General features: G+C 63.4%; 10 protein-coding genes and 4 tRNA genes. 3 read left to right on the top strand and 11 right to left on the bottom strand.

All coding sequences use genetic code 11. The annotated features are described in order from the left end of the window. Positions 1 to 146: 146 nt before the first annotated feature. From ACT7DK_RS04005 to ACT7DK_RS03990, 4 genes are all read right to left on the bottom strand, one after another. Positions 147 to 1,703, bottom strand: a complete 1,557-nt coding sequence (locus ACT7DK_RS04005) for an ABC transporter substrate-binding protein (RefSeq protein ID WP_445396551.1) — start codon at positions 1,701 to 1,703, stop codon at positions 147 to 149. A gap of 20 nt (positions 1,704 to 1,723) precedes the next feature. Then, positions 1,724 to 3,463 (bottom strand): ABC transporter ATP-binding protein, encoded by a 1,740-nt coding sequence (locus ACT7DK_RS04000; protein ID WP_445396549.1) that lies wholly within the window; start codon positions 3,461 to 3,463, stop codon positions 1,724 to 1,726. 652 nt (positions 3,464 to 4,115) lie between these two features. Next, positions 4,116 to 7,208 (bottom strand): efflux RND transporter permease subunit, encoded by a 3,093-nt coding sequence (locus ACT7DK_RS03995; RefSeq protein WP_445396547.1) that lies wholly within the window; start codon positions 7,206 to 7,208, stop codon positions 4,116 to 4,118. Beyond that, positions 7,195 to 8,217: an efflux RND transporter periplasmic adaptor subunit gene (locus tag ACT7DK_RS03990; protein WP_445396545.1), complete on the bottom strand. Its 1,023-nt coding sequence runs from the start codon at positions 8,215 to 8,217 to the stop codon at positions 7,195 to 7,197. Before ACT7DK_RS03990 ends, ACT7DK_RS03995 begins: the two co-directional genes overlap by 14 nt. A gap of 187 nt (positions 8,218 to 8,404) precedes the next feature. Here ACT7DK_RS03990 and ACT7DK_RS03985 point away from each other — a divergent pair, with 187 nt between their 5' ends. Beyond that, on the top strand, positions 8,405 to 9,166 hold the full coding sequence (locus ACT7DK_RS03985) for an SDR family oxidoreductase (RefSeq protein WP_445396543.1): 762 nt from the start codon (positions 8,405 to 8,407) through the stop codon (positions 9,164 to 9,166). Between the two features lie 47 nt (positions 9,167 to 9,213). After that, on the top strand, positions 9,214 to 10,029 hold the full coding sequence (gene xthA / locus ACT7DK_RS03980; protein ID WP_445396541.1) for an exodeoxyribonuclease III: 816 nt from the start codon (positions 9,214 to 9,216) through the stop codon (positions 10,027 to 10,029). A gap of 49 nt (positions 10,030 to 10,078) precedes the next feature. On the opposite strand, the gene ACT7DK_RS03975 is transcribed toward xthA, so the two are convergent. The 5 genes from ACT7DK_RS03975 to gltX all read right to left on the bottom strand — a co-directional run bounded on the left by ACT7DK_RS03975 (position 10,079) and on the right by gltX (position 12,132). Then, positions 10,079 to 10,154: transfer RNA gene (locus tag ACT7DK_RS03975), tRNA-Ala, on the bottom strand. 20 nt (positions 10,155 to 10,174) lie between these two features. Next, a tRNA-Ala gene (locus ACT7DK_RS03970) sits at positions 10,175 to 10,250 on the bottom strand. A gap of 35 nt (positions 10,251 to 10,285) precedes the next feature. Next, a tRNA-Ala gene (locus tag ACT7DK_RS03965) sits at positions 10,286 to 10,361 on the bottom strand. A 38-nt stretch (positions 10,362 to 10,399) separates the two neighbouring features. Beyond that, positions 10,400 to 10,475, bottom strand: a tRNA-Ala gene (locus ACT7DK_RS03960). 244 nt (positions 10,476 to 10,719) lie between these two features. Then, positions 10,720 to 12,132, bottom strand: coding sequence for a glutamate--tRNA ligase (gltX, locus tag ACT7DK_RS03955; protein WP_445396539.1), 1,413 nt, complete (start codon positions 12,130 to 12,132; stop codon positions 10,720 to 10,722). Between the two features lie 222 nt (positions 12,133 to 12,354). Here gltX and ACT7DK_RS03950 point away from each other — a divergent pair, with 222 nt between their 5' ends. After that, entirely contained in the window at positions 12,355 to 12,903 is a 549-nt protein-coding gene (locus tag ACT7DK_RS03950) for a LysM-like peptidoglycan-binding domain-containing protein (protein WP_445396537.1), read from the top strand. A 34-nt stretch (positions 12,904 to 12,937) separates the two neighbouring features. On the opposite strand, the gene ligA is transcribed toward ACT7DK_RS03950, so the two are convergent. Continuing rightward, a complete protein-coding gene (gene ligA / locus ACT7DK_RS03945; RefSeq protein WP_445396535.1) occupies positions 12,938 to 14,980 on the bottom strand; it encodes an NAD-dependent DNA ligase LigA in 2,043 nt (680 codons plus the stop codon). A gap of 60 nt (positions 14,981 to 15,040) precedes the next feature. Beyond that, a complete protein-coding gene (zipA, locus tag ACT7DK_RS03940; RefSeq protein WP_445396533.1) occupies positions 15,041 to 16,039 on the bottom strand; it encodes a cell division protein ZipA in 999 nt (332 codons plus the stop codon). Between the last annotated feature and the right edge of the window lie 101 nt (positions 16,040 to 16,140).

Here is a 16,140-nt window from a genome sequence, read left to right as displayed (position 1 = left end):
AGCGCCCGTTGCACTTTCCCGTGAATACCGAGGAACCGGCAGCAACACATGGACCCCCGCCTGCGCGGGGGTGACGCCTTAAATACCTCGGAGCCGTCCTGAGCGAGCGCATTGCTACCAGGATCCCATCCCCGCTTCCTGCCGCATTACTCTTTCACCACCAGGTCGCCCAGGTAAGGGAAGTCCATGGCGTTGACGATGGGCTCGGCTTCCACGTTGTTGCGCGCCCCCCAGGCCAGGTCCTGCCAGTGCAGGGGCACGAAGGCGGCGTCGTCGTAGAGGATCTTTTCGGCCCGCTGCAACATGGCTTCCCGCTTGCTGGTATCGGTCTCCAGGTTGGCCGCCTCGATCAGGCCGTCGAGTTCCGCGTTGGCATAATGGCCGCAGTTGTACTGGCCGCGACCGGTCTCGCTGTTGCGGGTCATGGTCAGGAACTCGGAGAAGTTGGCGGTGTCCTCGGTGTCCGAGTGCCAGCCGATCATCAGCATGTCGGCGGCACACTTGTCGAACTCCGGCCAGTACTGGGCCACCGGCATGGTCTTCAGATCCACCTCGATATTGATGCGCGCCAGCATCGCCTTCACCGCCTCGGCGATGCGGAAGTCGTTCACGTAGCGGTTGTTGGGGGCGATCATGCTGATCTTGAAGCCGTCCTTGTAGCCGGCTTCCTCCATCAACTGCTTGGCCTTGTCCAGATCGAACAGCGGCTTGAGCTCGGGGTTGTGGCCCACGTAGCCCGCGGGCGGTTGCTGGCCGGCGGTGGTGGCGAAGCCGCGCATGATACGCTGGACGATGCCCTCCTGGTTGATGGCGTAGTTCACCGCCTGACGTACCCGCACATCCCGGAACGGCTCGAAGCGGTCCTGGTTGAGCTGGAAGGTGATGATGCGGGTACCGGACTCGGTCACCAGCTTGACGCCGCTGGCCGCCTTGACCCTGTCGTGGTCGTTGGGGGACACCGGCTTGATGAAGTCCACGTCGCCGGCCAGCAGGGCGGCCACCCGGGTGGCGTCCTCCTTGATCGGCACCAGGGTGATGTTGTCCACGTTGCCCGGCGAGTTGCTGTCCCAGTAGTCGGCATTACGCTCGTATTCCACCTTCACCCCCTGCTGGCGGAACTTGAGCTTGAAGGGGCCGGTGCCCGAGGTGTTGGTGGAGGCGAAGGAGCTGCCGTGCTTGGCCACTTCCGCCTTGTCCTTGCCGTCCTCGGTGGTGCCGCTGTAGAACTTGGAGTCCATCGGGAACAGGTAGGTCACGGTGTTCAGCACCAGCGGAAAGGGGCCGGTGGTCACCAGATCCACGGTGTGATCATCCACCTTCACCGCCTCGACAAAGGGCTCGAAGATGGCCTTGAAGTCGGGGGATTCCTTCAGCCGGTTGAAGGTCCAGATCACGTCGTCGGCGGTGAAGTCATTGCCGCTGTGAAACTTGACGCCCTGGCGCAGATGGAAACGCATGGTTTCCTCGTCGATCCGCTCCCACTTCTCCGCCAGCCGGGGCTCGAAGTCGAACTCCTTGGTCCAGCGCACCAGGGGGTCGAACAGCAGGTGCGACATCTCCAGGGTCTGGCCCGACAACTGCTCGTGGGGATCCATGGAGGTGGGATCCGAGTCGTAGGCGATGGTGATGTCCGCCGCCTGCAGGCTGAAGGCGAAACCGGCGGCAAGCAGCGCCGCTGTTACTTTGTTGAGTCCTTTTTTCATTTCACACTCCGTCGATGGGATTAGTTTTGGCCAGCGGCCACGTCTGCAATATCCAGACCTTCCCGGGACATGCCCTTGAACTCGGGCATCAGGGAAATCAGCGAGCGGCTGTAGGGATCCGCCGCCTGGGTAAACAGCTGTTCGGTCGGTGCCACCTCCACCAGGGTGCCTTTTTTCATCACCCCGATGCGGTCGCACATCTGCCGGATCACCGGCAGATCGTGGCTGATGAACAGCATGGTCAGCCTGAGCTCGTCCTGCAGATCCTTGAGCAGGTTGAGGATTTGTGCCTGCACCGAAACATCCAGCGCCGAGGTGGGCTCGTCGCAGATCAGCAGCCGCGGCCGGGTGGCCAGGGCCCGGGCGATGGAGATGCGCTGGCGCTGGCCGCCGGAAAATTCGTGGGGAAACTTGACCCCCGCCGCCCGGCCCAGGCCCACGTAGTCGAGCAGGTCGGCGACGATGCCGCGCGTCTGCGCCTCGCTCCCGGCCAGTCGGTGGAAGCGGATCGGCTCGGCGATGATGTCCTCCACCCGCATGCGCGGATTGAGGGAAGAGTAGGGATTCTGGAACACCATCTGCATCTGCCGGCGCAGGGGGCGGCGTTCCTGCTCGGTCTTGATGGCGGTGAGCTCTATACCTTCGAACCAGATCTGGCCGCTGTCGGGCGGGTAAAGCCCGGTGATGGCCCGGGCGATGGTGGACTTGCCGGAGCCGGACTCCCCCACCAGGCCGAAGGTTTCGCCTTCGACGATCTCGAAGCTGACGTCGTTGGTGGCCTGCAGGTATTCCCGGCGCGAGGGGAAGAAGGAATCCTTGGTCACGAAGCGCAGGTTGCAGTGCTCCACCCTGAGCAGGGCGCCCTGATATTGCCGCTGATCCTGGCTCTGGCCCAGCCAGTGATGCTTGAGATCCAGGTGGCTCATTTCCTTGGCATCCTCGATATAGGACACCAGCGGGAAGCGCACCAGCTTGACGTCGGAGCGGGGCACGGCGGAGATCAAACTGCGGGTGTAGGCGTGCTCGGGCGTGCCCAGCACCTTGGCGGTAGGGCCGATTTCCACCAGCCGGCCGCGGTACATCACCGCCACCCGATCGGTCACGTTCGACACCACGCCCATGTCGTGGGTGACCAGCATGCAGCCCACGTTGCGCTCCTTGCACAGGGTGCGGATGAGGGTGAGGATTTGATCCTGGATGGACACGTCCAGGGCGGTGGTGGGCTCGTCGGCGATGATCAGTTCCGGATCGCACGACAGGGCGATGGCGATCACCACCCGCTGGCGCATGCCGCCGGAAAACTGGTGCGGATACTGTTTGATGCGCAGCTCGGGCTGGGGAATACCCACCGCCTCGAGCAACGACACCGCCTTCTTGCGGGCCTGCTCCCGGCTCATGCCGGTATTGGCCAGCAGGGTCTCCACCATCTGGTATTCCACCGTGAACAGCGGATTGAGCGAGGTCATGGGATCCTGGAAGATAAAACCGATGCGCCGGCCGCGCACGGCGCGGATGGCCGCGGGATCCAGGCCGGATATTTTTTCCCCGTCCAGGTAGACCTCGCCGCTGGCGATGCGCCCGGGCGGACTCAGCAGGTCGATGACGGCGTTGCCGATGGTCGACTTGCCGGCGCCGGACTCACCGACCACCCCGAGTATTTCACCCTTTTCGATGTTGAAGGAAAGATCTTCGACGGCGGCCATGACGCCGTGGCGGGACGGATACTCGATCCGCAGGTGTTTCACTTCTAGCAGGGACATGTTCATCCTTAACCGGGGCAAGCCCCTCGATACTGCGTCCTTTCCGGCTCCCGGGCGGGCGGCCGGTTCTGTTCTCATTGCCGGAACCGCGGCCAGGATCCACCCCAGTCTGGGCCAGGATCTCTCCGTCCACGGCAGCTGACGGCAACAAAAAAGTAACATTTGAAAGTATTGTAGGCCCGTTTTCAAAAAACTGAACCGCAGTTATCCGGATCTGGCTCACAATTTTAGTAACAAATATCACCCACTGGTTAGCATGCAGGATTTACAACTAACTCTTTATATCAAGATAGATCAACCCGGATAAAAATGAAATAGATTTTTTACTCTAGTACCTAACCCCGGACGGGCAGGATAATGAACTCGGTCGGACACAAGGGCTGGCCCCTTGCCTGCCGGCCCCGGAAAACGACGACCCCGGGAGGCCTCGGACTGCAGGCAAAGCCTCGAGCTTACTTAAACAGGCAACACTCATGCCAAAAAAGAGTAGAGGGAACGGCTACATCGACCGTCACAGGGATGTGCTTGCAGCGTGTCGGTGGAGGTGCCCTTTAGTCGACTTGTCCCAGTGAAACAGACGACTTTGTTACCATGCCCAGGCCTCGAAAGAGGCCTGGGCATGGTTCGCCAGGCGCCGCCTATCGCATCAGGCCTACTGGGACTTTTCCTTCAGCGCCTGGGTCAACAGCCGCTGCTGGTGCTCCGGCGAGGTGGTATGGCGCGCCAGCATCCGGTACATGGCCGGCACGATGAAGAGGGTGAGCAGGGTGGCCAGAGCCACGCCGGCGAACACCACTACCCCCACCGCCTGCCGGCTTTCGGCGCCGGCCCCGCTGGCCAGGATCAGAGGGATGGAGCCGGCCACAGTGGTGAAGGCGGTCATCAGTATGGGCCTCAGCCGGCGCACCGCCGCCTCCTCCAGCGCTTCGTGGAACTCAAGCCCCCGATCCCGCAACTGGTTGGCAAACTCAACGATCAGTATGCCGTTCTTGGTCACCAACCCTATCAGCATCACCAGAGCGATCTGGCTGTAGGCATTGAGGGTCATGCCCGCCAGATAGAGGCCGAGCAGACCGCCCAGCAGCCCCAGCGGCACCGTCAGCAGCACGATAAAGGGATGGACAAAGCTCTCGAACTGGGCGGCCAGGATCAGGAACACCACCACCAGCGCCAATCCGAACACGAAGGCCACGTCACCCTGGTTGGACCTGTATTCGAGCGACTCTCCCTTGTAATCCACGGTGGCGTTGTCGGGCAGTTGCTCGCGCACCAGCTCGTCCAGGTAGTCCAGCGCCTCGCCCAGGCTGTAATTGCCGACCAGGTTGGCGCTGAGGGTGATGGCCTTCTTGCGGTTGTAATGGTTGAGCGAGGGAGAGGCGCCCTGCTCGTTGAGGCTGACCAGGTTGTCGAGGGAGACCAGCTCTTCACCGCCGCTGCGCAGGTAGATACCGGTCAGATCGCTCAGTTGGCGGAACGCCTCATCCCGCCCCTTGAGATAGACGTCGTATTCCTCCCCCTGGCGGGAATAGGTGGTGATGGCCTGGCCGCTCAGCATGACGTTCAGGCTGTCGGCCACGTCGGTGACCGAAATGCCGAGCTTGGCGGCCCGTTGCTGATCCACTTCCACCAGCAGTTCGGGCTTGGTCTCGGCATAGTCCAGATCAAGATCGCTCAGGCCCGGGTTCTGCCGTGCCAGCTCCCTGAGCTGCTCGGCCCACTGGTACAACTCGTCGTAGTCGGCACCACCCAGCACGAACTCCACCGGCGAGGTAGAGCCGCTGCGGATGGACGACGGCAGTATGGGGATCACCAGTACATCGGCCACGTCCCGGGTCAGGCCGCGGATCCTGGTCACCAGCGCTTCCGCCGGCAGGTCCCGTTTTTCCCAGCTTTCCAGGCCGGCGATCACCATGCCACTGTTGACCCCGCCGCCGAAGCCGGGGGTGCGCACGGTCAGGCTGGTGACTGTGCCTTCTTCCAGCAGCGGGGTCAGGCGTTCCTCCACCTCCCCCATGGCCCGGCTCATGCGCTCGAAACTGGCCCCTTCGGCGCCGCGCACCATGACGAACACCACGCCCCTGTCTTCCCGCGGCGTCAGGCTCTGGGGGATTTCCCGGAACAACAGGGCGATCAGCCCCAGGGCCGCCACCATCATCACCGGTGCCCACCACACATGGCCCAGCTCGTTGCCGAGCAGGCGTCGGTAGCGCCCCTCCAGCCAGGCGAAACCGGCGTCGAAATGGCGGGCCAGCCAGCCGGACTGGCGGTGCGGCTTGAGGATCTTGCTGCCCATCACCGGGCTCAGAGTCAGGGCCACCAGGGAGGAAAACGCCACCGCCGTCGCCAGCAGCACCGCGAATTCGGTGAAAATGCGGCCGATGATGCCGCCCATGAACACGATGGGCAGGAACACCGAGACCAGGGTCAGGGTGGTGGCGACGACCGCGAAACCCACCTCCCGGGTGCCGTGGTAGGCGGCCGCCAGCGGCGAGCGCCCCCGCTCCAGGTGGTGGTAGATGTTTTCCAGCACCACGATGGCGTCGTCCACCACCAGGCCGATGGCCATGATGAGCGCCATCAGGGTGATCAGGTTGACGGTAAAGCCCAGGGCCGAGGCCACGATGAAGGCGCTGACCAGCGACACCGGCACCGTCACCGCCGGGATCAGGGTGGCCCGTACCTGGCCCAGGAAGATATAGATCACCAACACCACCAGGGCCATGGTGATCATCAGGGTCCGGTAGACCTCACCGATGGCGCTTTCGATGAACACCGAACTGTCGTAGGTCCAGGTCAGTTCGGTGCCAGCCGGCAGGAAGGGCTGCTGGGCCAGCACCGCCTCCTTGACCACGGCGACCACGTCGAGGGTGTTGGCCTGGGTCTGCTTGACGATCCCCAGGCCCACCACGTTCTGGCCGTTGGAGCGGAACAGGGTGTCTTCGGGTTTCTCCCCCTCCCACACCTGGGCCACATCGCGCAGATAGACCCGCTCGCCGGAGCCGAGCCGGCGAATGGTCAGGGTCTCGAAATTCACCGCCTGGTCATAGCCTCGCTGGATACGGGCGGAGAAGTTCTGCTGGGCATTCTCCAGGGTACCGGCGGGCAACTCCACGTTCTGGGTGCGCAAGGCCGCGGCGATATCGGCCACCGTCACGCCCCGGGCCGCCATGGCGGCGGGATCCAGGCGCACGTTCATCACCCGCTCCTTGCGGCCGCCCACCCACACCGAGCTGACCCCGTCGAGCAGGCTGAAGCGATCCGCCAGCACGTTCTGGGCATAGTCACCCAGATCCAGGGACGACATGCCGGTGGATCTCAGGGTGACCCAGAGGATGACGTCATTGCGCCCGGTGTCCTTGGTGACGATGGGCGTATCGGCCTCGGAAGGCAGACGTCGTGAGGCACGGGCCACCGCCTCGCGCACGTCACTGGCGGCATTATCCAGATCCCGGCCGGGCTCGAACTCGATGGTAATGCTGGAACGGCCGTCGGTGGTGCTGGAGCTGATGAACTTGACCCCGCTGATGCCCGAGAGCTCGTCTTCCAGCCGCTTGGTGACCTGGGTTTCCAGCACGCTGGCGCTGGCGCCGCTATAGTCGGTGCGTACCGTTACCACCGGCGAGGTGGTGTCCGGCATCTCCCGCAGGGGCAGCTGCAGAAAGGAAATCAGGCCGAATACGCACAGCATCAGGCTGAGCACTATGGCCATCACCGGCCGGGCGATGGCAACATCAGAGAGCTTCACGCTTGACCTCCACCACCATGCCGTCGCGCACCTTGACGGTGCCTTCGCTGATCACCCGCTCACCGGGTGCCAGGCCGTGGGTAATGGTGACCGTATCGCCCAGGTTGCGCCCTATTTCTACGCTGCGCCGGCTGGCCTTGCCCTCGTCATCCACCACGAACACATAGCGCTGATTGCCCGTATAGAGCAGGCTCTGGGCCGGGATCACCGCCTGCACGCTGTTGTGGAGCAGCAGACGTACCCGCATCAGCATGCCCGGCACCAGCAGGCCGGCGCTGTTGTCGAACAACAGCCGAACCCCGGCATTGAGGGTGTCCGCGTTGACGCTGGGGGCGATCACCGCCAGTTCGCCGATAAACACTTGTTCGCCATAGGCATCGGTGATGGCATTGAGTTGATCGCCCACCTTCAGTTGCCGGAAATAGCGCTCCGGCACCGCCAGATCCAGCTTGAGGCTACTGAGATCGAGCAGCTCCGCCACCGGGGTGTTGGCCGCCAGCAACATGCCGGGGGCCACGTCGGAAAGGCCGACCACCCCGGCAAAGGGCGCCCTCAGGCTCAGGTAGTCGGCCTGCACCCGAGCCGCCTGCAGTTTGGCCTCGGCCATGGCCACTGCCGCCTGTTGGCCCTCGAGCTCGGTCTGGGTCACCGCCTTGCGGCTGAACAGGGTCTGGAAGTTGCTGAGAATACGACGCGCGTCCATCAGCGCGGCTTCCGCCTCCTTCACCGCCGCCTGGGCGGCCCTGTCGTCCAGGCTGAGCAGCAACTGACCCTGCTCGACCCGCTGACCCGGCACGAAGTGTACCCGGGTGACCCGGGCGCTGACCTGGGGCGCAATCGCCACCTCCTGGTTGGCTTTCAAGGTACCGATGAGTTCAACCTCGGCCTGCACCGGCTGTTCGGTCACCCGCACGGTAGCGACCACGGGGCCGCTCTGGGCCCAGGCCAGGTTGGAAAGCCCCAACAGACAGCCATATAACAGCCCCATGTACTTGTTATTATTCGACATTGTTCCATCCCTAATCTCACGCTTGTCCCAGTGTACCCGGTTAGGCCGGCCAGACTATGTCAACCGGCGGGAAAGATGTGACAAAGTGTGGCAGGCCCTGCCCCGGCCCCTGAGCATCGCCTAAAAATCCCACTACGCTTAGTACTAGACCCGCAATGCCGGTATAACTTTTGGCCGAGGAGACAGCATGAGCCAGGGAAAAATACTCATCACCGGGGCGGCCCACGGCCTAGGGCTCGGCATGACCCGTTATTTTCTGCGACACGATTACCAGGTACTGGGGCTGGATATCGACAAATTCGCCCTGACCGAACTGGATGAGGCCCAGTTGCCCGGTTTACAACTGGTCCATCTCGATGTGGCCGACGAGCAGGCCATACAGACGCTGAGCCGGCTGGTCGAACGCCAGTTCGGCCATCTCACCGGCATCATCAACAACGCGGCCATCAGCCTGCCCTATCACGAATCGATCCGCCAGCTGTCCCTGGCTCACTGGCAGCGAGTGCTTGCGGTCAACCTCACCGGCCCCATGCTTATCTGCAAGCACCTGTCGGGCCTGCTACGCCCGGGCTCGGCCATCATCAACATCGGCTCGACCCGGGCCCACCAGTCGGAGCCCGACAGCGAGGCCTATGCCGCGGCCAAAGGCGGGCTCATCGCCCTGACCCACGCCCTGGCCATCAGCCTGGGCCCGGAGCTCAGGGTCAACGCCATCAGCCCGGGCTGGATCGATGTCAGTGAGCTGCACCCTGAGCGACAGGCCATGGCCCCCGGTCCGGAGGATCATCGCCAGCATCCGGTCGGGCGGGTCGGCGAGGCTGAAGACGTGGCCGCCCTCGCCCGTTTCCTGCTTTCTTCCCAGGCAGGTTTTATCACCGGGCAGGAGTACATTATCGACGGCGGCATGAGCAAACGGATGATCTACCCGGACGGCCCGGCTGCCGACTAGGCCGCTTTCTGCTAGCATGGTGCCAAATTTGTGAAACAGGCACCTTTATGAAAGTCATTTCCTTTAATATCAACGGCCTCAGAGCACGCCTGCACCAGTTGCAGGCGCTGATCGACAAGCACCAGCCGGACATTATCGGCCTGCAGGAAACCAAGGTGCACGACGACGCCTTTCCGCTCGCGGAGGTGGAAGCCATGGGCTATCGGGTTCATTTTCACGGCCAGAAGGGCCACTACGGCGTGGCCCTGCTGAGCAGGGAAGCGCCGCTCGAGATCCGCAAGGGTTTTCCCACCGACGAGGAAGACGCGCAGCGACGGATGATCATGGGCCGCTTCGCCCGTCCGGACGGCAGCCTGCTCACCGTGCTCAACGGCTACTTCCCTCAGGGGGAAAACCGCAGCCACGAAAGCAAGTTTCCCGCCAAGACCCGTTTCTATCGGGATCTGCAGAACTATCTGAATGAGCACCACCAGCCGGACGAAGCCCTGGTGATTATCGGGGACATGAATATCTCCCATACGGATCTCGACATCGGCATCGGTGAGAACAACCGCAAACGCTGGCTGCGCGAAGGCAAATGCTCCTTCCTGCCGGAAGAGCGGGAGTGGATGGATCGGCTGCTGGGCTGGGGCCTGGTGGACACCTGGCGGCTGCAACACCCGCTAGAGAGCCAGAGTTACTCCTGGTTCGACTACCGCAGCAAGGGCTTCGATGACAATCGCGGTCTGCGTATCGATCTGATCCTGGCCACCCGACCGCTGGCGGCACAATTGACCGACACCGGCATCGACTACGAACTGCGGGGGCTGGACAAGCCTTCGGATCACGCCCCTATCTGGGCAAGCTTCTGCAATCATCAATAGCTTGATGAGATGAAAAAAAGCCGCTGCATTTCTGCAGCGGCTTTTTGTTTGGTGGAGCTAGGCGGGATCGAACCGCCGACCTCTTGCATGCCATGCAAGCGCTCTCCCAGCTGAGCTATAGCCCCGAATTCGGGTCAGATTGTTTTGGTGGAGCTAGGCGGGATCGAACCGCCGACCTCTTGCATGCCATGCAAGCGCTCTCCCAGCTGAGCTATAGCCCCAAAACAATGCTGTTTACTGGTGTTTTTCTGCCGCCTGGTGGAGCTAGGCGGGATCGAACCGCCGACCTCTTGCATGCCATGCAAGCGCTCTCCCAGCTGAGCTATAGCCCCATTTGGCAGAAATGACTTAAGCGGCTACCAAGAAATCTTGGTGGAGCTAGGCGGGATCGAACCGCCGACCTCTTGCATGCCATGCAAGCGCTCTCCCAGCTGAGCTATAGCCCCGCTTAAGTCTCTCGGGGACCTTGTCCCTGCGAGCGAGGCGCATAATAGGCAGGGGGCACTTTAGTGTCAACAACAAAATAAAAAAAGCCATTCAACCAGTCATTTTTTAAGCGATGATGGCCGGAAGCCGGAAGCGTAATGAAAGACGGCGCCGTATCAAGGCGCCGTTTGTTTTTCTTCTGGCTTCCAGCTTCAAGCTTATCGCTTAAGGCTTATCGTTAAGGCTTATCGCTTAAAGCGGTGATTAGCCCTGGGCCCGTTCGGCGATAAAGGCCAGGGCCATGTCGATGCGCGCCAGCACCTTGTCCTTGCCGAGCAGCGCCATAACGCCGTCGATGGCCGGCGACTGGCCCACACCGGTGACCGCCACCCGCAGCGGCATGCCCACCTTGCCCATGCCCAGTTCGAGCGCGGCGGCGGTGGCGTTGATCGCCTCGTGGATGGTGCCGGCCCGCCAGTCGGCCAGCTCCGCCAGCCTGGTGCGGGCCAGGGCCAGGGGCTCGGCCGCCACCGGACGCAGGTGCTTCTTGGCCGCCCCTTCCTCGAAGGTGGTGAAGTCCTCGAACAGGTAGCGGCTCTGGGCCGCCAGCTCCTTCAGGGTCTGGCAACGTTCGGCGTACAGGCTCACCACCTCGGCCAGGGCGGGCCCCTGACCGAAGTCGATGCCCTGATCGCGCATATGCCATTCCAGATGGCCCGCCACTTCCTCGGCCGGCAGGGTCTTGATGTAGTGCTGGTTCAGCCACAGCAGCTTGTCGGTATTGAAGGCAGAGGCCGACTTGCTGATGGCGTCGAGGGAGAACAGGGAGATCATTTCTTCCAGAGAGAAGATCTCTTGGTCGCCGTTGGACCAGCCCAGGCGCACCAGGTAGTTGAGCAGTGCCTGGGGCAGGTAGCCGTCGTCCCGGTACTGCATCACGCTGACGGCACCGTGGCGCTTGGACAGCTTGGCGCCGTCGTCGCCGAGGATCATGGATACATGGGCAAACTCGGGCACGGGCGCGCCCAGGGCGTGGTAGATGTTGATCTGACGCGGGGTGTTGTTGATGTGGTCCTCACCGCGCACCACATGGGTGATGGCCATGTCCCAGTCGTCCACCACCACGCAGAAGTTGTAGGTGGGGGCGCCGTCGCTGCGGCGGATGATAAGGTCGTCCATCTCCCGGTTGGCGATCTCGATATGGCCGCGCACATGATCCTCGAATACCACGGTGCCTTCGGCCGGGTTCTTGAAGCGGATGACATGGGGAGCACCGGCGGGGTGGTCATGGGCACCGTGGCGGCAGGTGCCGTCGTAGCGGGGTTTTTCGCCGTTGGCCATCTGCTGCTCGCGCAGGGCTTCCAGCCGCTCCTTGGAGCAGTAGCACTGGTAGGCCTTGCCCTCGGCCAGCAGCCGGTCGATCAGCTCGTTGTAACGGTCAAAACGCCGGGTCTGGTAGTAGGGACCCTCGTCCCAGCCCAGGCCCAGCCAGTTCATGCCTTCGAGAATGGCGTCGATGGCCTCCTGGGTGGAGCGCTCCAGATCGGTATCTTCGATGCGCAGGACGAACTCGCCCTGACGATGGCGGGCGTAAAGCCAGGAATACAAAGCCGTGCGCGCGCCGCCGACATGGAGGAAGCCGGTGGGGCTGGGAGCAAACCGCGTTTTAACTGTCATTTTTCTGCCTTAGCTGGTGAAAAGCCCAAATGAGCCTGAAATGATGGAAGTGGCGCTCATTTTAGCACCCGCCCGGGGCGGGTTAAACGCTTTGTCGAACCTGACCCGCATGACGAGGCAAGGGTGGAGACGACAATAACGGGCAAGGCAGCAAAAGGGCCTCATCCGCCGCTTGTCGGCTACCCGGCCCACGGATACACTTGTGCGCGCGAGGGCCTATACATGACCAGACGAAGACCAGTCACCAGACGTAATACGCCGGAATCGTTCGGCACCAAATTGAACCAGTTGACCCTGCCCGCCCGGCAAGGGGTGGGCAGGGCCTTGTCGGCACTGCGCCAACTGCCCAGGGCGCACCGCACCGGCCTGATGGTGCTGGCGCCACTATGGCTGCTGCTGCTGGCCTGGCAACCGACGCCGCCGACCCCGCAAGGGCCCGTTACCGGCACCCTCAATCTTGCACTGGAGCCTTCCCTGACCCGGGAAATACCGGTGCCCGAGGGCGGCCGGCGCATCGACCATACCCTGGGCCAGGGAGATACCCTGGCGGCCCTGTTCCGCCAGTGGCAGTTGCCGGGCCAGGATCTGATCGCCCTGGTGCGGGCCGAACCGTCCTACAAGCCGCTCAGCAACCTGCACGCCGGCCAGGACATGACCCTGGTGATCAACGCCGACGGCCGGCTGCACTACCTGGAAATCCGGGACAATGGCCTGCTGCTGAATGCCTTCCGCCGCATGGGCCAGGACTTTACCGCCGTCACCACGCCCTGAAGTAACCAAAGGGGCTGCACAGCCCCCCTCTCCATCAGAGCTGTCTGCCATGCCCGGCCAGTAGCGCCAGCAGCCCGTCTTCGTCCATCACCGGAACCCCCAGCTCCTGAGCCTTGACCAGCTTGGAGCCGGCGGCCTCGCCCGCCACCACCTGGCTGGTCTTGGCCGAGACCGAGCCGGCCACCTTGGCGCCCAGAGCCTGGAGCGCCGCCTTGGCATCGTTGCGCGACAACCGGCTCAGGGTGCCGGTGAGCACGAAAGTCTGCCCCGCCAGCGGCTGGGCAGCCGCCGGCAAGGCCTCGATCGCCGGCCAGTGCAGGCCGCAACCGCCCTGCTCCCGCGGGCTCACCAGCGCCCGCACCACTTCCTGGTTATGGGGTTGGCGGAAGAAGTAGTAGATGTGCTTGGCCACCACTTCGCCCACGTCCGGCACCGCCAGCAGGGTCTCTACCTCGGCCTGCATCACCGCCTCCAGGGTCAGAAAGTGGCGGGCCAGGTTGAGCGCCGTGGCCTCCCCCACCTCGCGGATCCCCAAGGCGTAGAGAAAGCGCGGCAGCGTGGTGGTGCGCGCCTTGTCCAGGGCGGCCAGCAGCTTGGCGGCGGACTTCTCGCCCATACGCTCCAGCCCGGCCAGGGTCCCCTGGCTCAGGTGGAACAGATCCGCCGGCGTCTTCACCTGCTCCTGATCCACCAGTTGTTCCACCAGCTTGGTGCCCAGACCCTCGATGTCCAGGGCCTTGCGGGAGGCGAAGTGGCGGATGGCTTCCTTGCGCTGGGCGGCGCAGAACAGGCCGCCGGTACAGCGGGCCACCGCCTCGCCCTCGATCCGCTCTATCTCGGCGTCACAGACCGGACAATGATCGGGAAACACGATGGCCGTGGCGTCGGCCGGACGTCGTTCCGGCACCACCGCCACCACCTGGGGAATAACGTCCCCCGCCCGGCGCACTATCACGGTATCGCCCACCATGACCCCCAGCCTGGCGATCTCGTCGGCGTTGTGCAGGGTGGCGTTGGACACCGTGACCCCGGCCACCTGCACCGGCTCCAGCTTGGCCACCGGGGTGATGGCACCGGTGCGTCCCACCTGGAACTCCACCTTCAGCAGCCGGGTCAGCTCTTCCTGGGCCGGAAACTTGTGGGCGGTGGCCCAGCGCGGCGCCCGGGCCACGAAGCCCAGTTGCTGTTGCAGGGCCAGTTCGTCCACCTTGTAGACCACGCCGTCTATCTCATAAGGCAACCGGTCACGCCGCGCCAGTATGTCGTCGTGATAGGCCTGGCAGCCGACCCGGCCCTGCACCCTTTTTATTTCGGGGCACACCGGCAGGCCCCAGCCCTTCAGTTGCTGCAGGATGTCGAAGTGGCGTTCGGCCAGGGACTCACCTTCCACCAGACCGACCCCGTAGCAGTAGAAGGCCAGTGGCCGCCTGGCGGTGATGCGGGAGTCGAGCTGACGCAGGCTGCCGGCGGCGGCGTTGCGCGGGTTGGCGAACACCTTGCCGCCCTCGGCCCGGGCGACGTCGTTCATCCTCTCGAAACCGGCCCGGGGCATGTACACCTCGCCGCGCACCTCGAGCCGGGCCGGCCATCCCTCCCCTTTCAGCTTCAGCGGCACGGCACGAATGGTGCGCACGTTCTCGGTGATGCCTTCGCCGGTGCTGCCATCGCCCCGGGTGGCGGCCTGCACCAGCCTTCCCCCTTCGTACACCAGGCTGACCGCCAGGCCATCGAGCTTGGGCTCGCAGCAGAAGTCCAGGGGGTCGGATCTTCCCAGCCGCTCCATCACCCGTTTTTCGAAGGCGGCCAGCTCCTCGTCGCTGAACACGTTGTCGAGCGACAGCATGGGCAAGGCATGCGCAACCTCGGGAAAGGCGGACACCGGTGTCCCGCCCACCTTCTGGCTGGGGGAGTCCGGGTCCATCAGCTCGGGATGGGCCTGCTCCAGCGCCACCAGCTCCCGCATCAGCCGGTCGTATTCCGCATCGGGTACCGTGGGGGTGTCTTCCACATAGTATTGGTAGTTATAGGTGTCGAGTTGCTCGCGCAGGGCAAGGAGTCGGGCTTTGACGTCGCTCATGGGATCTTCGCTCAAACAAAAAGTGCGGCTCCTGGCCGCACTTTGATAACAGAATCGGGGTTAGCGGGCCTGGCTGTCGTAGTCCCGCAACTGCTCGCGGCAGTGCGCCAGGTAGTCGGGGCTCAGGGGCGAGCGCTCGGCGTCGAACAGCAGGGCATCCAGATCCTCGGCCAGGTTCTCGGCGGTCTGCACCATCAGGTTGAAATGGTTCTTGGCCATGCCGGGCTTGGGCAACTGCATGAAGATCGACACCCCGGGCGTGCTGAAGCCGGCCATGGCGTTGGGGTTGAAGGTGCCCGGCTTGACCATGTTGATCAGGCTGAACAGCACCTCGCCCTGGCCGGTCGGGGTCTGGTGACGGTGGAAGATGTCCATGTCGCCGAAGCAGAAGCCGGAATCGGTCAGGGCACGCATCAGAGCGTGGCCTTCCAGTTTCTGGTTGGGCCGGGCCATCAGGTTGACCACATAGACATCCTGCCAGGTTTTGGGCACTTCCCGCAGCGCCGGGGCCGGTTCGTCCAGGGGTTCCGGCTCGGCAGAAGGCACCGGGTCCGGCTCGGGCTCTATCCGCGCCTGAGGCTTGGGTGCGGCTGGCTCCTGCAGGGGTTCATCGAACAGGGGGTCTATTTCCCCTTCCTGATACTGGCGCTCGCGCTGCTGTTGTTCGGTCTTGACGCCGCCAGACCGGGGCGCCGGTTGTGCCGCCACCGGCTTGGACCGGGTCGCGCTGGCCGAGGAAGATGACGGAGACAGCCCCAGGCTGGGCTCGTCTTCATCATCGTCGTTGATGGCAGAGAAACGCGGTGACAGTTGCCAGTCATCTTCGTCTTCATCCTGGCTAGGGGCGGGCTCGGGCTGGCGGGTGCCGACCACGCGCACCTTGCCGACACCGTCCCGGTCAAAGTTATCGCCGCCCACCGGCTCACTCGCCATCTTGCCGATTGGCTTTTCACGCATCGGTTCCTGGCGTCCTTTCTGGCTGGTCCACAAGCCGTGGATCAGCAAGGCGGCGATGGCGACCGCGCCCAGGATGATCAAGATAATTCGCAAATCCTGCATTATCGTTTCTCTAAAATTTTTGCTTATGTATCAGCCATGGTGCCGACGCAAGCCGCAATCCTGTTACTCGAGCCGGGACATTCCCAAAGACACCGACAAGG

The sequence above is a fragment of the Zobellella sp. An-6 genome, assembly GCF_052487945.1.
This window is presented reverse-complemented; position numbering and strand designations above follow the sequence as displayed.